The sequence below is a fragment of the Fervidobacterium pennivorans DSM 9078 genome (assembly GCF_000235405.2).
In the GTDB taxonomy this organism is placed as follows: Bacteria; Thermotogota; Thermotogae; order Thermotogales; family Fervidobacteriaceae; genus Fervidobacterium; species Fervidobacterium pennivorans.
Map to the genome: position 1 here is coordinate 2,136,957 of NC_017095.1, position 21,814 is coordinate 2,158,770.

Below are 21,814 nucleotides of genomic sequence, written 5' to 3' on the forward strand. Positions count from 1 at the left end.
GTGATGTGGATTATCGATATATTCAGAAAGAAAAAGCACAAAAATACAAAATCACCGAAAGAAGAAGCGGCAGAAAGACTTGAAACGATGCTCACAAGAAGAAGAGAGATTGTTAAGATGATACCCGTGGAAGAGTTCGAAGCGAACTCCGAAGAGATTAAATATGCCGTTATTGAAACGATTTCAAGGAAGTTCAACATACCACCGGAGAAAGTAAAAGTGGATTATCACGAGCAGAATGGATATATTGTCATCGTAACGAATGTTAATTTCAAATAGGTCAAAAGTTCGCAATAAGTGAGGCGAAACGACTTGAAAAGGGCGGTATTGGTTTTTGTAATAGTTACCATGATACTTATCTTATCTAGCTGTGCTTATCTGCTCAGCAGTTTTCTGTCAGGGACAGGTAAGCAGACCTATACGTTTTATTTTTATGTTAGAGGGCTTCCAGAAAAAGTTTTGAGGATGCTACAGGATATAGACTCTGCTAGCAGTTTGGTTATATCATCGATTGAACATGAAGCAACGATAACGCTTGAAAATCCTTTCAAAATCTCAGAATTGCCTCTGTATATTTTTGGTGGTACGCTCGGTAAGTATGATATACCTACAACGTCAAAAGAAAATTTGGATTTTTCATCCAAATTAACGATATCTTTTTCTACAGATACAATGTTAGATACAACGTTACCTGCTACTACCGTTGCAATAATCTTTCCAAACAAAAGTTACGACATAAGAGGAGCCAATGAATTTTACGTAATTTACGATTTCACCGGTGAGAGTTCTGAAGTTAAGTTTTTGAAAAAGGTTAACGGTTACATCTTTGAAATTCGCACAAAGTCTCGTGAATTTGTAGAAGTTTATGATGTTAACTCAGGGAGAAATTACAAGATGTTCACAGAAGATATTTCTGAAACATTCAAGGCTTTTTTCGTTGCTGAAAGGGGTAAGACTTACACATTCAGGGCTCTGGAACAAGGTATAGAGCAGACGAGAAATGCACCTTTGGTTTCTGATAAGGACACTGAAGTCATAGATTTAACTGGAACGAGCTCCATGTAAATATCTGAGTGTGTAAATTTTTTCAATACGTTTCTTCCGAGGTGTTTGCATTTGAAAGTAAAAAGCAAGAAAGAAAAGAGAGAAGATAACATACTGCTTGTGCTTTTCATTATTATATTCATCATTTTCCTAGCGTATTTTTTAACTAGTCTTTTGCGGTATATGGTGATATCTAAAGAACTCCAAGAACTAAAGCGTGCTTACGAAATTGAAAAGCAACAAATCGTGGATAAGGAGACAACCTTACAAAAATTGAAACAGCTGGTAGAAGCAACTGATACCACTAACAACAAGGAGGTTGGTGAAACAGAGAATGGTCAATGAAAATTCAACAAATATATCGAATTGGGAACGAAACCAAACTAAAGGCGAAGAATATAGTGTAGTAATCACTACGTCTCATAACCCATCAAAAGAGGCTGTAGAGTTGGCAAAGAAACTTTCGCAAGATTTTTGTATCCCTTATTACAACCGGAGGCATTTGTCTGAAAGAGTAAAGGAAGGGAAAGTAAAAATTTACTATGTTGTTGACAACAATCTCCAGCTTTCAGTAGTTACACCAACTGGTAGGTTGTTTTTCCACCCAGGAATGGCGAAGATACGGATGGAAAATTACAAAAGGGATGGAAGAGACCTACTTTTGGAAGCATTAAAGCCATCATCGGAAGATATCATCTACGATGCAACGTTTGGATTAGGAATGGATGCAGTGTTTATGGCACATTTTGTTAAACAAGTTGTTGGAACAGAAGTGTCAGTTCATATTTATAGGGTAGTTTCGTATGGGCTTACTAAGTATCAATCAAAAGAAGAATGGATAAACGTGGCGATAAAAAAGATAGTGTTATTCAACGAAGATATGAAAAGCTTTATGAAAAGGCAACCTGATAAGTCCTTCGATATAGTTTACTGTGACCCGATGTTTGAAAACCCTGTGTATGAAAGTTCAGCTCTCAATCCGCTTAGACCATTAGCAAGTTACGACACGATAGATACATCAACTGTTGAAGAGATGATGAGAATTGCAAGAAAAAGGATAGTTATCAAAACACTTGTGAAAGATAGTTTATTGGAAAGACTTTCAGTCAAGTTTGATAGGGTAATCACCAGCAAGCGAAGTGGATTGGTATATGCATGTATTGATTTGGACAGATAAAACAAAAGCTTTAAAAAAGTGAGGAGGTTACGTATTCATGGGATTTTTTGACAAACTAAAAGAAGGACTTAAAAAAAGTAGAGAGGCATTTTTTAATAAGATAGGCCAGATACTAAAGACAAGAAGATTTGACAGAGAGACACGTGATGAAATTGAAGAGCTTTTGATTCTTGCAGACGTAGGAGTGGAAGCTACCGAATATATCCTTGAAAGGCTCGAAGAGATGAAACCAGAAGATGCTTTTGGGGCTTTAAAGGAAATTCTGATAGAGATCCTTTCAAAGGACAACAAACTCAATATTCCTGATGAAAAGCCCTTTGTGATAAGTATGGTTGGAGTAAATGGCTCAGGAAAGACAACAACGTGTGGTAAATTGGCGTATATGTTCAGAAGAGAAGGTAAACAAGTTGTACTCGGTGCGTGTGATACATTCAGGGCAGCTGCTATAGACCAACTGAAGATTTGGGCAGAAAGAAGTGGAGCAACGTTTATCGCACATATGGAAGGTGCCGATGCCGGTGCTGTAGCTTACGATGCTGTTAACCATGCAATTTCTAAGGGAAAAGATGTGGTTATTCTTGATACGGCGGGTAGATTACACAACAAAAAGCACCTTATGGACGAACTCCAAAAAGTTCACAGAGTGGTTCAAAAGCTTGTTCCAGCGGCACCACATGAAGTGCTTTTGGTTATGGATGCTGTAACTGGGCAAAATGGATTACAACAAGCGAAAATATTTAAAGAAGTAGTCAGTGTCACGGGTATCGTGCTCACAAAACTTGATGGAACAGCAAAAGGTGGAATTGCGATAGCAATAGCAAAGGAACTTGGAATACCGATTAAATTCATAGGTGTAGGTGAAGGAATTGAGGATTTGAAGCCATTTGATGCCAAAGATTTCGTGGAAGCACTGTTGGCAGGAGATGAGATTAGTGAATCAACCCCTGCAAATGTATGATAAGAAGTATAAGTGTCCTATTTGTTCTAATATCACAGTCTCAAAAAAAGTATTCACAGACAAAATAATAATAAAAAGTTACGACGAAGATATGAAGCCAAACTATGAGGGTGTTAATCCTCTTTTGTATTCCGTAGTTGTTTGTTCTCAATGTTTTTATACAGCATTGGAACAGGATTTTGAACATCAAGTATCTCCTATTTACATGGAGGAAGTAAGAAAGGTCCAAAATGAAATCAATATACCAGAAGGTATATCATTTTCACAAGAGCGTGACCACAAAACTGCCATATTTGCTTATGCCCTTGCAACCTTGTTTTATAACGCTAAAAAGCAGCCTTGCCGAGTAGCAGAGATGTATCTAAGAATGGCATGGCTCTATCGGGAAATGTCTGACAAAGAAAATGAATTAAAAGCACTTGCAAGAGCTTTGGTGTATTTTGAAGAGTGCTACACAAAAGCAAATCTTGATACCGAAAAAGAACCTATGGTACTATTCTACCTGGGTGAGATATCGTATAAGCTTGGAAAAATTGAAGATGCAACAAAGTGGTTCTCAAGGCTTGTTACAGACTATAGAAACGTAAACTCTTTTTATGTCAAGGCAGGGAGAGACAGATGGCAGAGTATAAGGGAAGAAACGAGATAATAGTAGGCATACGAAGATACGTTGCTATATTCTTGTTTTTACCTGCCCTACTACTTTTAACCTATTCGTGTATGCCCGTGGGGAATTATTTGGAATTATCTTTACAGGTTAAGATCATCGAGGAAAGGGTTGAGAAACTCGAAAAATCGAGAACATCGCAGAATGTCGTCGATTCCCAAGCGCAACAAATTCAACAGATTCAAGCACAGTTGTCTCAAGTTAGGAATTCTGTTGCTAAACTTGAAGACTCGGTTGCAGAACTGCAAAAGAAAGTCACTACTGTTGAAGATATTCAACAAGCTTTGGGACAACTTTCAAAAAGAGTAGAAAAAGTCGAATTATCGAACGCCAATAACGCGAGTGCCGTAAATGATTTATCGAAAAAAATAGCCGCTATGGACAAGAGTATTAGCACATTTCAGGGAAAAGTTGCCAGTTTTGAGAACCAGTTGAAACAAATTGAAAACCTGCAAAAAAGCGTAGATTCACTTAGTGCTCAGATCAGAAACATTCAACAGAATATGCCCCAGAAAATAAGTCAGAGTGATATTGAATTTTTAAAGCAGTTACAACAACAAATAAACGAGTTAAAAACAGCTATTTGGAACAGTGATCCGACAACATTTCTGAAATTAAACACAGGCTACATCTACTATATTGTAAAATCCGGTGACACACTTTCATCAATTGCCACTGCTTACAAAGTAGACCTGAATACGCTTGCAAGTGTAAACAACATAAAAGATCCATCAAAACTTTCTGTTGGTCAGTTGATTAAGGTTCCTGTTGATGATCCAAAAAACTATGTGCGTGTTCCTGTAAAAATACAACCTACGGATATACTCTCATACCATGGTCAGGAAAGAAATGGTGGCAAGACCGTAGGTATAGATATCTACGCGAAAGGTAAGGACATATACCCTATTCTACCAGGCAAAGTCTTGAGCGCTGACAATAACACAGTAACAATAGACCACGGAAATATGATATTGGCAGTATATGGAGGAGTTAACACTTCACTTAAACCAGGCGCTTTTGTCACAGTTGACAAACCCATTGGGCAGTGTATCGATGTCTTTCATTTTGAGCTTTATATAGAAGGTGAACCAAGGGATCCTCTAAGATTGTTCACGGAATACAAAGGTATATTTACTGTAACTTTTTATTCCGAGTGGGATGACGGCAAAGTTCCAACACATCCTACATTTAGGATAGCACGGAATGGAAGAGTGCCCCGGCAGTTCTTAACGATAGCGGTTGACCCTTCAGTAATTCCACTTGGCTCGCTTGTTTATATCCCGACTTTGGCTAATGTGGTTTTTATCGCTGAAGATACGGGTAGTGCGATAAAAGGTAACAGAATAGATGTTTATGTGAGTGATGTGAGACTTGCACTTAACAATGGAGTTACTCCACATCCTGTTTATATAATCAAACCAGATGTGAATAACTGAGAGAAGCGGATATATATTAAACAAGGGGAAGGGTGAGATATTGGCAATAACGATGAAAAGTGAGTACGCAATAAAGATAATGATTCTAATTGGCTTGGAAAATAGACGTGTCTGTGCGCGTGAGTTAGTGAAAAAATGCCGGGCAAAATTACCACTTGAATTTGCTGAGAAGATTTTGGCGGACCTTGCAAGGAATGGGATACTAAAGGCTTACAGAGGTAGGGGCGGAGGTTACGAACTGGCAAAAGATACTGAAGAAATAACAGTTTACGATATAGTCACGGCGGTTGATAATCCAACAGATGCTATCAAGTGCTTTGTTGATGTAGTTCCAGAGCAAGAGAGTCCAGAGACTTGCACAGTTAATAAAATATGGGAAGTTGTTTTAGAAAAAATGGAAGATACGCTTAAAAGCATAAAACTTAGAGATTTGATACAGGACTACAAAGCGAGGTGCAAAATTTGAACGTTGAAATAGAGAAAAAAGGTGTCAAAGTTGGAGTACTACTGAGTGGTGGTGTTGATAGCGCAGTTGCTTTGTATCTGCTTTTAAAAGAAGGATACGATGTTACAGCCTACCACATGAAGACCGTTAGGGATGAACTCTACATAACCAAGCAGATAAAACACAAAGTTTGTTGTAGCCCTTCGGACACATTCGATGCACAGATAATAGCGAAAAAATTCGGCGTTCCATTTAAGATAATTCACGTTGAAGATGTTTTCAAAGAGAGGATAATTGATTATTTCATAAACGAAAATCTGAGAGGAAGAACACCTAATCCTTGTTTTTTCTGCAATGACTACATAAAATTTGGTGCCGTTATGGATGTTGCATTAAGTGATGGAATGGAATACGTAGCCTCCGGACACTACGCAAGGATAATCGATGGAAAGCTTTACAAAGCTGTTGATGAGAGTAAAGACCAGTCGTACTTTCTGGCTTCAATAAAGAAAGAAAAGTTGAAAAGGATAATTCTTCCGAACGGATATTACACGAAAGATGAAATAAGAAAAATCGCTCAACAGCAAGGTATCCATGTGGCACATAAGATAGACTCCCAAGATTTGTGCTTTTTACCGGATAACGATTTGAAAAGCTTCTTTAAAGATTGGGGGGTAGACGTCAAAGCGGGGAACATAATTACAACTGATGGAAGAATTATCGGAAAACACGATGGATTACCATTTTACACGATAGGACAGAGAAAACTTGGTATAGCTGCTGGAAGCAAGTTGTACGTGAGGGCAAAAAATGTTGATGGTAATTTTATACTAGTTGCCCCTGTTGACAAGTTATACGACAAACATATGGTTGTTTCGAATTTGAATGTCTATGACGATTATTTACCAAATGAGTTCCGAGCCAGTGTAAAGATACGCAAAAAGTTTAAAGAGGTTGGGTGTACAGTACAATACAGAGAGGAAGATGGTGGAAAACTCTTCGTAACGTTCGATGAACCTACATTTGCAGTAACCCCAGGACAAATTGCAGTTTTCTACGACGGACCAAGGGTTATCTGTGCAGGGGTAATTGAATCAGGAAAGTGAAAGCGTGTTTCTAACTTGTTAGAAATCCAAAAGGCCAATTTAGGAGGGGATTTCCTTGATAGAGGTTATGATATCCGGTGAACAAATCAAACAGCGTGTAAAAGAACTTGGAAGAGAAATCACGGAGTATTACAAAGACAAAACGGATACATTGCATGCGGTTTGTGTTCTTAAGGGTTCTATACACTTTTTCAGCGAGTTAGTACAGAACATAGATATGAACGTGGAATATTCATTTATCCAAGTTTCAAGCTATTCTGGGGTTTCATCAACCGGACGTATCAGGGTAAAAAGCTGGATAGATGAGCCAATAGAAGGTAGATATGTTATAGTAGTTGAGGACATCCTTGATACTGGATTAACTCTTTCATACATACTGGAGTATTTGAAAAGGTATCGCCCAGCTGATTTAAAAGTGGTGACCCTATTGAAAAAACTTGGTAGAACCCCTCAGGTTACTCCTGATTTTGTAGGCTTTGAAATTGAGGATAAATTCGTGATTGGTTACGGACTTGATTACAACGAAAAGTACAGAAACCTTCCATATATAGGTTGGGTCAAGGGAGATATAAAGTGATATGAGGAGCGTCCTTTATGTTTTTGTAATATTCATAGGTGTAGCTGCAGCGCTCTTTGTTTCCACGATCTGGATAGAGATGTTTCTGAGGATGTTTTTCATTCCCACAGAAGATCCCGTTAACATCTTGGTTCTAGGGTTGGATAAGGACATTGGTGGAACAAGACGAACCGATGTCATACTTGTTGCCAGTATAGACCTTGAGAAAAAGAAAATGATGATTTCCAGCATTCCAAGAGATTTGATGATTGATGGCAAAAAAATTAACTCATACTATCAGTCAGAAGGGCTAGAAAAGTTTAAAAAGAGAATCGAGCAGTTAACGGGAATAACAATAAAGAGGTATTTTATCGTTGACTACGACATTTTCAAATTTCTTGGTGACGAACTTGGACCAATCGAAGTTTTCGTCGATAGACCAATGCACTACAAAGATGTAGCGCAGAATTTGGAAATTGACTTTACACCTGGTTATTACAAAATGAAGGGAAAGGAATTACTTGCCTATCTGCGTTTCAGAAAAACAGCGGAAGGAGACATAGGAAGACTTGACAAACAGCGGGTAATAATAGAAAAGCTTGCTCAAAAAGCTTTGCAGAAAAACGTGTTCGCTTTAACGGAACTGTATAGAGAAATCAAAAAACGCACGGAATTCAACATAGAGATAGGAGAAGTGGTTTACATCTTTTCAAAAGTGAAAAAAGGCTTGCAAATTGAAAGCATACCATTTCCATTCTACATAGCAGAAGACGGTAATTTATACCTTGATGAATCTAAGATAGAAGAATACCGAGCAAGTTTCGCAACCAGAGAGAAGAAGTTAGAGGAAAGATACAGATACTACGTTATAAACAACACTAATAACAAATCAGCCAGTTTCAGGGAGAAAGTTGAGAACCTCTTTGCTTCAAAAGGTTACAAACCAAACAACATTTTCTACGAAGGAGTAGACGTAGATATAAAGAAAAATGCGGTTTTGATATTGAGGAAAAACGAAGGACTGAAGAACTTTGTTGATAAACTTTTGAAGGATGTGTTCTCTGAAACGGAGTTCGAAGTTGTATACGTTGAAGACAGGCTTGATTACATTTCTAAATACCTTGCGATTATAGGTGAATTAACAAAGAACGGGAAAAAAATTGTCTTTCCAATAGATTTCATAATAATTTTAGCTGGAGATTTGAAGATTTAGCAAGATTAACAACTTTTCGAATGCTGTGACGAGGTGAGTATTTTGTTTAAGTGCAAAAAAGTTTTCTTGGTTGTTGGAACTATAGTTTTCTTATTCACTTTCTTTACCAGCTTTGTATATGCGCAGAGTAATTCGCAATTACCTCAAACAAAGACGTCAGATGATGGTATAAGTGTCTACAGTTTTATCGAGAAGTTGGCCGGAAATCGTAACTTCAACATAAGCACAGTTCTAAGCTTTGATGTTATGGATAACCAGCAACGTAAAAGAATTGCTTTCTCTTTCGATATGGTTGTTAAAAACCTGGAAAAATTCACATTTTATCTTAAATCTCCCGAAGTTGTCAAAGATATTGTTATTCGATACGATATAATTTCCAGAAAAGTGGAATACATATATAAAAACTACAAAGCAACAGAGAACGTAGTTCCAAATGTTTCGCAAGTAGGGGATATACTAACATCGATAACAGATTTCCTTTCAACGCCACTGTTCAACGCGACATACGAAAGAGATTATATCGAATTCAGACCAAAGAATGCGGCAATCCTTGCGAGATTCGGTGTTCAACCGATAACAGTTAGACTTTACATGGAAAGGGAACTTCCAAAAAAGATAGAGATACTTAACGATAAAACAGATGAAAAAGTGGTTTTGGAATTCACAAAATTTGTAATAGGATAGTTTTAAATATCGTTTAAGGGTGAAAGGGGGCTAAAAGATGTTTAAAAGGTTGTTTATCTCTTGTTTTCTTGTGATAATTACTCTTGCGTATGCTTATTTCAACATAGGGGTTGGATACAATTACGGGGAATTTTCGAACTGGGTTTTAAGGGTTGGTTACGAGGACTACGGTTTTAACCTGAATGCTGATTGGACCTTAAACAAACTGTGGAATATTTACGCTGGTGTATCCTTTGAAACAGCCCTTGGATTTTTGGTCGGACCGGCAATTTATGCAACATACGATTACAATGCATCTTCGAATGCGTTTTCTGTTGTATACGGTCCTGTTTTGGGGTTTTCAAACAAGCAACTCTTTGTTCAAGTAGGTTATTTCAGTGATTTTGCGACTTTCGTAGATGTTTCAGATGCACTATTTGCAAGCTTGAGATTTTACGTTCCAGACCCACCGGGGATGAAGATGGTTGACAAACTTTACATTGAGGCACAATACTATAGGGGAAGTTTCAAAATCTGTGTTGGTTTATTGGAACCATATTTCTGAACGTCTGAAATCTCTACCTAAGCGTTAGAGACTTGAAAACTTTCGCTTGTATGGTATAATAAACCTTGCTGATAGATAAAAATAGATTTGCCGAGGTGGCGGAATTGGCAGACGCGCATGACTCAGGATCATGTGGGGTTTCCCGTGCGGGTTCAAATCCCGCCCTCGGCACCAAGTGGGCAAATCAGCAAGGGTCGGAGTAACCGACCCAAATTTTTTAATTTTCTAAAAACTCGGTGGTGGTATTTTGACACAGGTTCAGTTTTATGACTACAACGTTCTTTGCGGGAAAGCTGAAGATGTTGGACGATATCTTGTTGAACTCATAGAGAAAGGCGAAAAGCTATTTGTGGTAACGCTGAACAGTCAGATATTTTTGAAAGCAGAGCAGATTTCTGATTACAAAGAAGTTTTACAAAACGCTTCTTTTCATCTTCCAGACGGTGCAGGTGTCGTGTGGGCGATAAAAAGACACTGTGCAGTTCATACCGATAGGATACCAGGTATAGACACTATGATCTATCTTTGTAATGAGGCTGTAAACAGGAAATGGAGCGTTTATCTATTGGGGGCAAAACCAGATGTCATACCAAAGACCGCCGAGAACTTGAGAAAAAAAGGAGTAAACGTAGTGGGTTATCATCATGGTTATTTCGAAGACCAAACACCTGCTGAAGAGATTGAGAGATTAAAACCGGATCTTCTATTTGTTGGAATGGGTACTCCAAGACAAGAATTTTGGATATACCAACATAGACATCTACCATTCAAACTTGCCATGGGAGTTGGCGGAAGTTTCGATGTTATTGCTGGTGTAAAAAAACGAGCACCTGTTTTCTTTCAAAAACTGCGTCTTGAATGGTTTTATCGTTGGTTAAATGAACCCATAGCGCGAGCGCGTGTTCCTCTAGATGTTGCTAAATTCTTCTTCAGGGTGGTTCTCGATGGAAAAAATAGAACTTGTCAAAAAGTACGTTGAAGAACTTGTAAATGCCCCCATAAATCTTGTTGGCTACAGAGACTTTAACGAAGCTTTTCATTATCTATATATGGATTCCGTTCTTGCTGTGAAACCAGAAGACCTTGGAAATACTTTCTTAGATGTAGGAACAGGTGGTGGAGTTCCCGGAGTCTTTCTTTCAATAGAATTCGGCGTTCATGGTTTCTTGATTGACAGCGTATGCAAAAAGATAGATTACGTGAAGAACTTATGCGAAAAACTGGGTTTAATTAATGTGGAATTAATGTGCGTCAGAGCCGAAGAACTTAAAGATAAAGGAAATTTCAGGGAAAGTTTTGACAGTGCGGTATCCAGAGCTGTTTCGAAGATAGCAACTGTTTTAGAACTCACAGCACCATATGTAAAAGTTGGCGGGAAGCTTCTTCTCTACAAAGGGCCCGGATACAATGAAGAATTAGGTCAGGCAGTGAACGCTATGAAAGAGCTGGGAGTAAAACTGTCAGAAGTTAGAAAGTACAGTATTTTGGGGAAAGATAGGTTTTTGATTATCTTTGAGAAAACATCGCCAACTCCAGAAAAGTATCCGCGAAAAGTTGGAATACCAGAGAAAAGGCCTATCAGATAGTTGAATTGCAAATCCCCGAGGAGTAAAGAATCAAAAGTTCGTTCTTATTGCCTCGGGGATTTTTTATGGTATAATGTATGTGCATAAGTTCATTCAATGAATGAATCTTCAAAAGGGGTGCGAGAGTGAAATGAGTGAGAGAAAGCTGAAAATGGCACTTGTTGGGTGTGGAAGAATAGGTTCATCTAAACATGTGGAAGCGATAGTGAAGAATTCCGATGTTATCCAAGCGGTTGCAGTTTGTGACATTGTTATAGAAAAAGCAGAACGAGTTGCGCAAAGTATAGAAGAACGGGCGGGCTATAAACCTAAAGTTTATCAAAAGTACGAGGATATAATAAAGAACGAAGATATCGACTTTGTCGCAATTGCTACGGAAAGCGGTTACCATTATGAAATATCTATGGACTTTTTGAGAGCTGGCGTCCATGTTTTAGTTGAAAAACCTATGGCACTTTCAACAAAACACATGGATGAGATGATAAAGACCGCTAAAGAAAAAAGTGTAAAATTAGGAGTTTGTTTCCAAAATAGATTTAACCCTCCTATTGTTGAGCTGAGGAAAAAAGTCGAAAGTGGTGCATTTGGACGGATAAACTACGGAGTTGCGAATATCAGATGGAACAGGGATAAAAATTACTACGAACAAGCATCGTGGCGTGGAACATGGCAACTTGATGGAGGTTCGCTCATGAATCAATGTACACACAACATTGATTTGCTCCAGTGGATGCTTGGAGGCGAGGTAGAAGAAGTCTACGGGGTGATTCGTAACTTTCATCATCCTTACATTGAGGCGGAAGATTTCGGTGGTGCGATTGTGAAGTTTAAAGATGGGAAGGTTGGTATTATTGAAGGGACATCAACAATTTATCCAAGAAATTTAGAAGAAACCCTTTCGATTTTCGGTGAACAGGGCACGGTAATCATAGGAGGCTTGGCTGTTAACAAGATTTTGGTTTGGAAATTCCCGGGTGAAGATAGCCATCCGTTTATGGAACTACCGGACCCAGATACCGTTTATGGGTTTGGGCATGTCCCACTTTACAGAGATTTCTACGAATCGATAATTTACGATAGAGCTCCCAAAATTCCGGGTGAAGAGGGCAGAAAGGCGGTTGAAATTGTGCTTGCAATTTACAAGTCTGCGCTTGAGAACAAACCTGTCAAATTTCCGTTCGAGTTCGATTCTACTCAGATGAAAGGATGGGAAGGACATTATGTTGTGCGTGGTTAAAGAATTCACTTTTGACGCCGCACACAACTTAGTACAGTATCATGGAAAGTGTGAAAAACTCCATGGACATACTTACAAACTCCAAATTGTCGTTTGTGGTGAAAAAGACGAAGAGGGAATGGTTATCGACTTTATTGAGTTAAAAGAAATAGTGAAAAGAGAAGTGCTGAATTATTTGGACCATGCTTACATAAACGAAATAATACCTCAACCAAGTGCTGAAAACATTGCAGAGTGGATTTGGGAAAGGTTGGAAAAATACCTTACAACGGAAAGATATAAACTTACCGAGGTTCGACTTTGGGAAACACCAACATCGTGGGTAGTTTATAGGAAAGATTGAAAGGGTAGTTAAAATCGAAAACCAATGAAAATAAGCGGCACCTTTTTCAGGTGCCGCTTTTCAATTTTTCATAACCAGTTATGCCAATTTTTCTTTTTCTTCGAGCGCATGTCTTGGGGTTTCTTCATATTGAATGTTTGCAAATATCTCAAATCCTGTTCCAGCAGGTATGAGCTGACCAACGATAACGTTTTCTTTCAAACCTTTGAGATAATCGACCGCACCTTTGATTGCTGCGTCTGTTAATACTTGTTGCGTTTGCTGGAAGCTTGCTGCACTCAACCAACCTTCGTATTCAAGAGATGCTTGTGTAATTCTGAGTAGTTTCCTTCTGTATTTCACAGTTTCTTTTGGCATTATCTGGTAAACTTCTCTTTCTTTGTCATGGTTAATCACAAGGACCTCTTTTACATTATACTTGATGAATTGTTCCAACAGTTCTTCTGTTATTTCCTCGCCTTCTTTTGCGAGCTCTACAATTTGACCTTCTTCATTCTTTATAAGGATGTGCTTTGCGAGTACTTTTCCGATAACGCGTTTTCTGTTGAGCTCTATGTTAGCGTTGCCTTCCATTATCTCTCTGTTTACTTTGTTGAGAATAGCGATTGGTACAAGGTCTCCTGGCAAGAAGTCAGTATCGCCTGGTTCAATGACTTCGGCTTTGTTAAGCATCTGCCTGATTATCAGCTCAAAATGCTTATCATGAATATCGACACCTTGTTGCACGTAGACTTTCTTAATTTCTCTTAGCAGGTACATCGCTGTGTCTTCTACTCCAAGTTCCTCGAGAATCTTTCTTACTTTGAGAGAACCTGTTGTAAGTGACTGACCAGGTAAGACCTTTTGTCCGATGGTTACGTTTACTCTCACCCTGGATGGAACAACGTATTCGTGTATTGTTCCAAGTTCGTCTTGTATATAAATCTTCTTTGGTTCATCTTGAGAGATATCAACTACAACACCTTTAACTTTGGAGAATATACCTTCTGGGTCTTTTGTCTTTTTCCTTGCTTCGAAGAGCTCCTCAACCCTTGGCAAACCTTGTGTGATGTCAGCTGTTGTAGCGATACCACCTGTATGGAACGTCCTCATTGTAAGTTGTGTACCTGGTTCACCGATAGATTGAGCTGCTACAATACCTACAGATTCACCAACGTTCACAATTTTATGGTTCGATAGGTCAAGACCGTAACATTTCGCACACACACCGTGTTCAGCTTCACATGTGAGTGGTGAGCGGACATATATTTCCGGTCTAACTACAATGCTGTCTATGTTGTTTTCCTCAAGCATTTTTGCAACTGTTACATCTATTTGTTCTTCTTCAACGGCAAGTTGTTTTTTCCGTTCTTTGTCCCAAACAACTTCTTCTGCCACTACGTTCCCAACGATTGGGTAAAGTTTCACTTTCACGGATTTAACGCGAGCTTCTCTTAGCTTTTTGATAACTTCCCAATTGAGTTCGCTTTCAGCTGGCAGAACTTCTGTGCCAAGGTCGACATCTTCAGCAAGTTCTGCGTAAACCTCAGGAATATTAATATCGCTCAAATCAAGAACTTTTTCTTCAACAACAGGCACTCTCTTTTTGTAATTTGACAAGAACTTAGCATCATCGTCAAGTATCACCGTATCTCTTTGGTAGACCCTTCCTGTTTCCGGGTTGACTAATATGTTACCGGTTCCAGGTTCGTAGACGTCCTTTGCCAACACTCGACCAAATATGAAATCTTCTATTTTTTCAACAACGAAGTTGTCAGAACTCTTAAGTATTGTTGCTCTAACACCTTCGTGTGTTCCACAATCTGGTTGCGTGATAACAACGCTCTGAACGACGTCAACGAGCCTTCTTGTAAGATATCCAGCAGAGCTTGTTCTCAGTGCGGTATCGGCCGAACCTTTTCTTGCACCATGTGTACTGATAAAGAATTCAAGGACCGAGAGCCCTTCTCGGAAGTTCGAAAGAATCGGAATTTCAATAGTTCTACCAGATGGGTCCGCCATAAGACCACGCATACCGGAAAGTTGTTTAAGCTGGTCTTTGTTACCCCTTGCTCCGGAATCAACCATTATGAACACTGGGTTGAATGGATTCTCTCCAAGGTATTTGTAGGTTTCTTCTTGAACCAAATCTGTAGCTTTTGTCCAAATCTTTATCGTCTCTTTGTATTTTTCTTCATCGCTCAATAAACCTTCCTTGTAGAGTCTCTCTATCTCATCTATCTTTTTCATTGCTTCAGCAATGATTTCGTTTTTCTTCGGAGAAATGAGGAAGTCTTTCAAACTGACCGTCAAACCAGAAATCGTTGCGTAGTGGAACCCGAGTGTTTTTATATCATCAAGCAAGTCTGCTGTTCTGTCGATACCGTGTTTTTTGAAAGTTTTGTAAACAACATCTTTGATTCCGTTCTTTCCGAACGTTTTGTTGTAATCTCTAAGTTCCTCCGGAAGAATCGAGTTGAATATGACTCTACCGAATGTTGTTTTTATGACCTTATCGTCAATTTTGACAAGTATTGGTTCATGTAGCTTTATGTAACCAAATTCGTAAGCGATTTCCGCTTCCTCTGGGCTTGCGAATTTCCATTTGATATCTTCCGGTTGAACTTTATCGTAGTTCTTATCGACCATCGTTAGGTAGTAAATACCGGCAACAATATCCTTACCGGGCATCGATATAGGTTTTCCATGTGCCGGGGAGATTATGTTGTACCTTGATAACATTAGTAACCTTGCTTCCGCTTGCGCTGCTGGCGAAAGCGGTAGATGGACTGCCATCTGGTCACCATCGAAGTCTGCGTTGAACGGTGGACATACCAGTGGATGCAGTTGTATAGCGTTACCTTCTATAAGTTTTGGCTCGAAAGCTTGGATAGACATCCTGTGCAGTGTTGGAGCTCTGTTGAGTAAGACAACCCTTCCCTGAATAACCTTCTCAAGTTTTTCCCAAGCTTTCGGGTCTTCTCTTTGGAGTTCTTTTCTGTATTTTTTAACTTTTGTCTGTGTAGCTTCCGCATTTTCCTCTTTTGAAAGTTCGGCAATAACGAACGGTTCAAAGAGTTCAAGAGCCATCTTCTTTGGCAAACCACATTCGTGTATCTTCAGATGAGGACCAACGACAATAACGGCTCGACCTGAATAGTCAACACGTTTACCAAGTAGATTTCTTCTGAAGCGTCCTTTCTTTCCTCTAATGAGATCAGTAAGTGATTTCAAAGGTCTACCATTTCTATCTGTATAAGCTTTTCCAATTTTTCCATTGTATATCAGATTATCAACGGCCTCTTGTAACATACGCTTTTCGTTTCTGATTATGACTTCAGGTGCATTCATTTCATACAATCTCTTGAGTCGATTGTTTCTCATTATGACCCTTCTGTAAAGGTCATTGAGGTCTGTTGTTGCGAAACGTCCACCATCTATCTGTATCATTGGTCTTATTTCTGGTGGAACAACTGGCAAGACCTCCAGAACCATCCACTCAGGTTTTGTTCCACTTTCCATTAAATCTTTAACTATTCTTAGTTTTTTTAACAATTTCTTGGCTCTTACGCTGCTTTTTGGAATTTTGTTAAGTTCGTTTTCCAGCTCGGTTTTCATAACTTCGAGATCAAGTTGTTGCAACAGCTTCTTGATTGCTGCAGCTCCAGTCTCAGCTTCAATCTTTCCTGGGTATATCATGCTGTAAGCTTCGTAATCTTGCTGAGTGATTATTTGACCTCTTGTGATACCAGTTTCTTCCGCAATCTGTGGGTCAATGTATGTGACCACCATTATTGGTTTATCGTTTTCAACTTGTTCTTCAACAACAAACATGCCATGGTAGTGCTGGCTGAAGATTTTGTACTCTTCAATAGATAGTTTCTCATCTTCGAAGAGGAATCTGTCGGCAATAACATCGCCAGCTTTTACCATTTCCCCGTCCTGAACATATATAGTCGCTCCTTCAAAAACAGGATACGTTTTGGATGACTGGACGTTTTCAATGTACAGCGTTCCTGTTGTAATGACTTCATAGCTTCCATTTTCAAGAGGTCGCAGGTTAAGGTTCCTGCTGAACTTCACGGTTCCTGATGACGGTGCTATGATACGAGGCAATATAGTTTCTGTCGTCAATTGTTGCCCTTTCTTTATTTTATCTCCATTCTTCACTAATGCTCTTACACCGTATGGTAGCGTGAATGTTATCGGTGTATTTTTACTTGTTGGGAGAGGATTAAGAGTAATAGTTTCTGAAACTTCGTCGACTTCTACGGTTCCGTCAAATGGTGCGAAAATGGCATCGACCCTTTTTTCTGAGACTATTTCATCACCTTGGTTGACGAAATCTCCATCTTTAACCCTGAGTTCCATTCCGCTGTAAACACGTAGTTCGGTTCTTATAATGTTCCTTATTGTTATCCAATAAATATCTCTGTCTGTGTGTGTTCTTTCATGCTTTATATGAACCTCACCATCTATATCAGCTACAAGCGGAGTCCTTGGTTCTTTTACTATATATGCAGGTGACACTTCAAAATCCCATTTTTTCGCGTAGATTTCGTATTCAGTTTGGTTCAATATAGAGCCTTTCACAAAAGGTGTGTTCTTTGGGTCGGTGACTATAAGGACCCTTTCGTTTACCCTTCTACTACCAAAATAGACGATGTTTTCTATATCCTTTACTGTCATGTCAAGTAACGTGGCGATGACACTTGGAGTGTTTTTAAGATACCAGACATGCGTAACAGGAGCAGCCAATTCGATATGCCCAAATCGGCGCCTTCTTGCATCTCTTGATTCGACCCTAACTCCACATTTTTCACAAACTGTACCTTCGTACTTTTTACCACTGTACTTTCCACAAGCACATTCATAGTCTTTTACAGGTCCAAATATTCTTTCGCAAAATAGTCCATCTCTTTCTGGTTTGAAGGTACGGTAGTTTATCGTTTCTGCTTTCTTCACTTCTCCACTTGACCAGCTTCTGATAACTTCGGGGGATGCCACCGCCACTTTTACTTTCGCAATTTTCCTTTTGAAAGAAGAACTCATTCATTTTCCCTCCTCTTAACGTCGGGTAAAAGCCTTATAGAACTTACCAAACCTTACAGTTTTTCGATATCTATTTCATTACCGTGCTCGTCGTAAACGCGGACATCGAGTGCGAGACCCTTCAGTTCTCTAACAAGGACCTTGAAGCTCTCGGGTAGACCTGGTTCTGGTAAGTTCTTACCTTTCATGATAGCTTTGTAAACTTCGGTTCTACCCTTGATATCGTCACTTTTTACTGTAAGCATTTCATTCAATGTGTAGGAAGCACCGTATGCTTCAAGTGCCCAGACTTCCATTTCACCGAACCTTTGTCCACCAAACTGAGCTTTACCACCGAGTGGTTGTTGGTGTATCAATGAGTAAGGTCCTGTTGCCCTCGCGTGAATTTTGTCCCTTGCAATGTGAATGAGTTTCATAATGTACATGTAACCAACGAGCACCGGTGAATCGAATTCCTTACCTGTTCTTCCATCTCTGAGAATAACCTTACCTGATGGATTTTCTGGGTCATCTCCATGGTGCAAATTAAGTTTTTCTCGAACTTTGTATAATTCTGGCAATATTTCGTCTTCTTTAGCACCATCGAAAACAGGTGTAGCAAAGTGTCTGTTTGTTAACTTTGCTAGCCAACCAAGAGAGGTTTCGAGCACTTGACCAATGTTCATACGTGATGGAACACCCAATGGGCTTAAGACTACTTGGACCGGTGTTCCGTCTGGTAGGAACGGCATGTCTTCTTTTGGAAGAATCATTGATACGACACCCTTGTTACCGTGCCTACCGGCAAGTTTGTCACCAACTTCAAGTGGTTTTCTGGTTGCAAGATAGACTCGAACAAGTGTATTCACACCAGGACCAAGGTCTCCGACTTCTTCTTTGTGGAATACGTGTACACCGATGACCCTACCTTCAACACCGTGCGGAACTCTGAGTGACGAATCCTTGACGTCTTTACCTTTTTCTCCGAAGACGGATCTCATAATTTTTTCTTCCGGTGTTGCATCACTTTCACCTTTTGGTGTTACCTTACCAACAAGGATATCTTGCGAGGTGAAGTATTTTTGTTTACCAACGTAGGCACCTATCCGGATAATTCCGTTTTCATCGAGATTTCTCAAATTTTCCTTCGAAACATTTGGTATTTCCGCAGTGATTTCCTCTGGACCAACCCTTGTTTCCCTTGCTGTTGTTTCATAGACTTCGATGTGTACAGATGTGAACGTTTCTTCTTCTAGTAGTTCTTCGCTTACCAGTATAGCGTCTTCGAAGTTGTAACCTTCCCATGGGAGGAACGCAACGAGCACGTTCTTACCGAGTGCAAGTTCTCCGTTATCTGTCGCTGGACCATCAGCAATTGGTGTACCTTTCTTTACAAAATCTCCAACATTAACAATAGGCTTTTGATTGATACAGGTATCTTGGTTTGACCTAACGTATTTCAAAAGTGTATATTCATCGAGTACCGGATTTCCTTTTTTATCATAAAGTGGGGTGCCATTTTCGTCTGTTCTGTGGATGACTATTTTTCTGGCATCGACCTTTTTGACAATTCCGTCGTGTTTTGCCAATACGACATGTCCAGAATAGATAGCAGCTGGGTATTCCATACCAGTTCCAACAAGTGGAGCTTCAGATTTGATAAGTGGAACCGCTTGTCTTTGCATGTTAGAACCCATCAAAGCACGGTTAGCGTCGTCATGTTCGAGGAACGGTATCAGTGATGTTGTGACACTGACGATTTGTTTTGGTGATATATCGACAAAGTCGACTTCGTTTTTGTGCACGTAGACTACTTTTTCAAGATATCTAACTGGGACTTTTTCTTGCAATATGTTACCATTTTCATCTCTTGGTATTGTTGATGACGCAATTCTGTAGTTTTCTTCTTCATCTGCAGCAAGATAAACGACTTCGTCAGTTATTCTACCGTTGACAACCTTTCTGTATGGTGTCACAAGGAAACCGAATTTATCGATTGTGGCATAAACAGCGAGAGAGGTAATAAGACCTATGTTACCGCCTTCTGGAGTTTCAATTGGACACATCCTTCCATAGTGAGAGTGGTGAACGTCACGAACTTCAAACCTTGCCCTTTCTCTCTTTAATCCGCCAGGCCCGACTGCTGTAAGCCTTCGTTTGTGTGTTAATTCAGCGATTGGGTTGACCTGGTCCATAAATTGTGAAAGTGGATTCGTTGCAAAGAAACTGTTAAGCGAAGCGACGACGTTTCTCAAATTAATCAAACTTGGAATCGATATCTTATCTAAGCTTGTATAGGTTGCAAGTTTTTCTTGAATTTGATGGACAGATTTCGAGAACGCTCTTTCGAATTCTGAACCTATCAATTCACCAACTGTTTTGACCCGCTTATTTGAAAGGTGGTCTTTTGTATCAAGAGTTTCCGGGTGTTTTTCAACTTCAAGTAGCATTCTAACAACCAAGATTATATCCATCGGTGTAAGAGCATCGGAAGTCTCCATGTACTCAACATTCTCAACACTCTTTGGATTTCTTCCTTCTATTTCAACAAGGTATTTTCTGTACGTGTTTGTCAATTTTTTGTTCATTTTGTACCTACCGACTTCGGTAAGTTCAAAGCGTTCAGGATTAAAATAAAGATTATTCCAGAAGGATTTTGCAGCGTTGTATCTAAACACCTCGCCAGGGCGCAGTTCTTTGTATATTTCCATGTAAGCCCTAAGCTCGCTGATATTCTCTTCAAGAGGCATTTTTAGCCTTTCTTTAAGCTTCAGATAGGTCTTGTGTATGTATTTATTTGCAACTTTTATTCTATCAATCCCATGTTCTCTAAATATCTCAACAAGTGTGGGCGTTAATACTGAACCTTTTTCAGCGAGGACCTCTCCAGATTTTGAAACAACTTTTTCAAGAATTATAACCCCTTCTGCTTGTTTCAATGAGTAATCATCTTCAACGTCTATGTAAGTTGGGAATAGAGAAAGGATATCGATATCGTTTTGATAACCAAGGGTTTTTAAGACCAAGAAAAGGTTCAGCTTTTTCCTTCTATCGATTCTTGCATACAAGGTTTCATCATTGAGATTGAGCAATATTTCAAGCCACACACCTCTGACTGGTAGGAAGTGTGCTACATATATCGGCTTTGCTCCTATGTTTTTGGTTGGTTCCTCGACAAAATAGACTCCTGGGCTTCTTACGAGCTGACTGACGACAACTCTTTCAACACCGTTTATCACGAACGTTTGATTTTCAGTCATGATAGGATAATTGCCAAGACTTACTTCTTCTTCGCGCATTTCTCCTGTTGACAAATCAGTAACTCTCACCGTTGCGTAAAACGGTGCGACATACGTGAGAAGACGCTGTTTACACTCTTCGACCGAGTGAAGAGGCTCACCTACACGAAATCCAACGAATTCGAGGCTGAAACCTTTGTCTCTTCTACCCTCGGTCTTCACTGACGTTATGGGGCTGAACTTCTTGAGGATACGCAAAATACCATGGTCCAATAACTCCTTGAAGGATTTATGCTGGATTTCTACGAGGTCTGGGACGTTGAGAATCTCATCAACCTTTCCGAAGGAGTACCTTATCCTCTTGCCCACTTGATAAGTTTTCAATCTGATCACCTCTTCCTAAAGTGTCGATACAGAATGGTTGGAAATTACGCACTGTGAGGGGCTAAAAGAGCTGAGTATATAAATAAAAAACGTAGGGTTCTAATGAACCTATTCGATGCTGTAACTCTAGGGAATTTTTTAGAATGTTTATGCATGTTTATGTTCGTCATTTGGGTCATGTTAGA

Annotated in this window: 19 protein-coding genes and 1 tRNA gene; 18 read left to right on the forward strand and 2 right to left on the reverse strand. The window is 39.4% G+C overall.

Translation table 11 applies throughout. The annotated features are described in order from the left end of the window. Nucleotides 1-3: 3 nt before the first annotated feature. The 18 genes from FERPE_RS10015 to queD all read left to right on the forward strand — a co-directional run bounded on the left by FERPE_RS10015 (nucleotide 4) and on the right by queD (nucleotide 12,996). On the forward strand, nucleotides 4-279 hold the full coding sequence (locus tag FERPE_RS10015) for a trigger factor (RefSeq protein ID WP_014452511.1): 276 nt from the start codon (nucleotides 4-6) through the stop codon (nucleotides 277-279). Between the two features lie 33 nt (nucleotides 280-312). Next, nucleotides 313-1,065, forward strand: a complete 753-nt coding sequence (locus tag FERPE_RS10020; RefSeq protein ID WP_014452512.1) for a hypothetical protein — start codon at nucleotides 313-315, stop codon at nucleotides 1,063-1,065. A 51-nt stretch (nucleotides 1,066-1,116) separates the two neighbouring features. Continuing rightward, nucleotides 1,117-1,389, forward strand: coding sequence for a hypothetical protein (locus tag FERPE_RS10025; protein WP_014452513.1), 273 nt, complete (start codon nucleotides 1,117-1,119; stop codon nucleotides 1,387-1,389). Beyond that, entirely contained in the window at nucleotides 1,367-2,221 is an 855-nt protein-coding gene (locus FERPE_RS10030) for a class I SAM-dependent methyltransferase (RefSeq protein WP_014452514.1), read from the forward strand. Before FERPE_RS10025 ends, FERPE_RS10030 begins: the two co-directional genes overlap by 23 nt. A gap of 37 nt (nucleotides 2,222-2,258) precedes the next feature. Next, entirely contained in the window at nucleotides 2,259-3,179 is a 921-nt protein-coding gene (ftsY, locus tag FERPE_RS10035) for a signal recognition particle-docking protein FtsY (RefSeq protein WP_014452515.1), read from the forward strand. Beyond that, nucleotides 3,145-3,828: a DUF2225 domain-containing protein gene (locus tag FERPE_RS10040; protein WP_425357273.1), complete on the forward strand. Its 684-nt coding sequence runs from the start codon at nucleotides 3,145-3,147 to the stop codon at nucleotides 3,826-3,828. Before ftsY ends, FERPE_RS10040 begins: the two co-directional genes overlap by 35 nt. Next, nucleotides 3,798-5,282 (forward strand): 3D domain-containing protein, encoded by a 1,485-nt coding sequence (locus tag FERPE_RS10800; protein ID WP_014452517.1) that lies wholly within the window; start codon nucleotides 3,798-3,800, stop codon nucleotides 5,280-5,282. The genes FERPE_RS10040 and FERPE_RS10800 overlap by 31 nt, the downstream gene beginning before the upstream one ends. Nucleotides 5,283-5,322: 40 nt before the next feature. Continuing rightward, nucleotides 5,323-5,748 carry an RrF2 family transcriptional regulator gene (locus tag FERPE_RS10050; RefSeq protein WP_041262917.1) on the forward strand — a complete coding sequence of 142 codons (426 nt, stop codon included), beginning with the start codon at nucleotides 5,323-5,325 and terminating at the stop codon, nucleotides 5,746-5,748. After that, on the forward strand, nucleotides 5,745-6,833 hold the full coding sequence (mnmA, locus tag FERPE_RS10055; protein ID WP_014452519.1) for a tRNA 2-thiouridine(34) synthase MnmA: 1,089 nt from the start codon (nucleotides 5,745-5,747) through the stop codon (nucleotides 6,831-6,833). Before FERPE_RS10050 ends, mnmA begins: the two co-directional genes overlap by 4 nt. A gap of 55 nt (nucleotides 6,834-6,888) precedes the next feature. Continuing rightward, on the forward strand, nucleotides 6,889-7,410 hold the full coding sequence (gene hpt / locus FERPE_RS10060) for a hypoxanthine phosphoribosyltransferase (protein WP_014452520.1): 522 nt from the start codon (nucleotides 6,889-6,891) through the stop codon (nucleotides 7,408-7,410). A 1-nt stretch (nucleotide 7,411) separates the two neighbouring features. After that, nucleotides 7,412-8,602: an LCP family protein gene (locus tag FERPE_RS10065; RefSeq protein ID WP_014452521.1), complete on the forward strand. Its 1,191-nt coding sequence runs from the start codon at nucleotides 7,412-7,414 to the stop codon at nucleotides 8,600-8,602. A gap of 33 nt (nucleotides 8,603-8,635) precedes the next feature. Further along, on the forward strand, nucleotides 8,636-9,286 hold the full coding sequence (locus FERPE_RS10070) for a hypothetical protein (protein WP_372589246.1): 651 nt from the start codon (nucleotides 8,636-8,638) through the stop codon (nucleotides 9,284-9,286). Nucleotides 9,287-9,323: 37 nt separating this feature from the next. Next, entirely contained in the window at nucleotides 9,324-9,830 is a 507-nt protein-coding gene (locus FERPE_RS10075; protein ID WP_014452523.1) for a hypothetical protein, read from the forward strand. A gap of 89 nt (nucleotides 9,831-9,919) precedes the next feature. After that, nucleotides 9,920-10,004 (forward strand) — tRNA-Leu (locus FERPE_RS10080). 73 nt (nucleotides 10,005-10,077) lie between these two features. Beyond that, nucleotides 10,078-10,809 carry a WecB/TagA/CpsF family glycosyltransferase gene (locus tag FERPE_RS10085; RefSeq protein WP_014452524.1) on the forward strand — a complete coding sequence of 244 codons (732 nt, stop codon included), beginning with the start codon at nucleotides 10,078-10,080 and terminating at the stop codon, nucleotides 10,807-10,809. Then, nucleotides 10,775-11,416, forward strand: a complete 642-nt coding sequence (rsmG, locus tag FERPE_RS10090) for a 16S rRNA (guanine(527)-N(7))-methyltransferase RsmG (protein ID WP_014452525.1) — start codon at nucleotides 10,775-10,777, stop codon at nucleotides 11,414-11,416. The genes FERPE_RS10085 and rsmG overlap by 35 nt, the downstream gene beginning before the upstream one ends. Before the next feature lie 130 nt (nucleotides 11,417-11,546). Continuing rightward, nucleotides 11,547-12,653, forward strand: a complete 1,107-nt coding sequence (locus FERPE_RS10095) for a Gfo/Idh/MocA family protein (RefSeq protein ID WP_014452526.1) — start codon at nucleotides 11,547-11,549, stop codon at nucleotides 12,651-12,653. Beyond that, nucleotides 12,637-12,996: a 6-carboxytetrahydropterin synthase QueD gene (gene queD, locus FERPE_RS10100; protein ID WP_014452527.1), complete on the forward strand. Its 360-nt coding sequence runs from the start codon at nucleotides 12,637-12,639 to the stop codon at nucleotides 12,994-12,996. The genes FERPE_RS10095 and queD overlap by 17 nt, the downstream gene beginning before the upstream one ends. Before the next feature lie 78 nt (nucleotides 12,997-13,074). Here queD and FERPE_RS10105 read toward each other — a convergent pair whose 3' ends face one another. Together FERPE_RS10105 and rpoB are read right to left on the reverse strand one after the other, a co-directional pair. Beyond that, nucleotides 13,075-18,027 (reverse strand): DNA-directed RNA polymerase subunit beta', encoded by a 4,953-nt coding sequence (locus tag FERPE_RS10105; RefSeq protein WP_014452528.1) that lies wholly within the window; start codon nucleotides 18,025-18,027, stop codon nucleotides 13,075-13,077. 53 nt (nucleotides 18,028-18,080) lie between these two features. Then, nucleotides 18,081-21,629, reverse strand: coding sequence for a DNA-directed RNA polymerase subunit beta (gene rpoB / locus FERPE_RS10110; protein ID WP_014452529.1), 3,549 nt, complete (start codon nucleotides 21,627-21,629; stop codon nucleotides 18,081-18,083). Nucleotides 21,630-21,814: the final 185 nt, after the last annotated feature.

What these genes read in the sequence shown, in the direction of transcription:
- FERPE_RS10095 (WP_014452526.1), top strand. Translation starts at nt 11,547, where the DNA reads ATGAGTGAGAGAAAGCTGAAAATGGCACTTGTTGGGTGTGGAAGAATA.
- FERPE_RS10040 (WP_425357273.1), top strand. Translation starts at nt 3,145, where the DNA reads ATGAGATTAGTGAATCAACCCCTGCAAATGTATGATAAGAAGTATAAG.
- FERPE_RS10105 (WP_014452528.1), bottom strand. Translation starts at nt 18,027, where the DNA reads ATGAGTTCTTCTTTCAAAAGGAAAATTGCGAAAGTAAAAGTGGCGGTG.
- FERPE_RS10075 (WP_014452523.1), top strand. Translation starts at nt 9,324, where the DNA reads ATGTTTAAAAGGTTGTTTATCTCTTGTTTTCTTGTGATAATTACTCTT.
- queD (WP_014452527.1), top strand. Translation starts at nt 12,637, where the DNA reads ATGTTGTGCGTGGTTAAAGAATTCACTTTTGACGCCGCACACAACTTA.
- FERPE_RS10800 (WP_014452517.1), top strand. Translation starts at nt 3,798, where the DNA reads ATGGCAGAGTATAAGGGAAGAAACGAGATAATAGTAGGCATACGAAGA.
- FERPE_RS10015 (WP_014452511.1), top strand. Translation starts at nt 4, where the DNA reads ATGTGGATTATCGATATATTCAGAAAGAAAAAGCACAAAAATACAAAA.
- rsmG (WP_014452525.1), top strand. Translation starts at nt 10,775, where the DNA reads ATGGAAAAAATAGAACTTGTCAAAAAGTACGTTGAAGAACTTGTAAAT.
- FERPE_RS10065 (WP_014452521.1), top strand. Translation starts at nt 7,412, where the DNA reads ATGAGGAGCGTCCTTTATGTTTTTGTAATATTCATAGGTGTAGCTGCA.
- ftsY (WP_014452515.1), top strand. Translation starts at nt 2,259, where the DNA reads ATGGGATTTTTTGACAAACTAAAAGAAGGACTTAAAAAAAGTAGAGAG.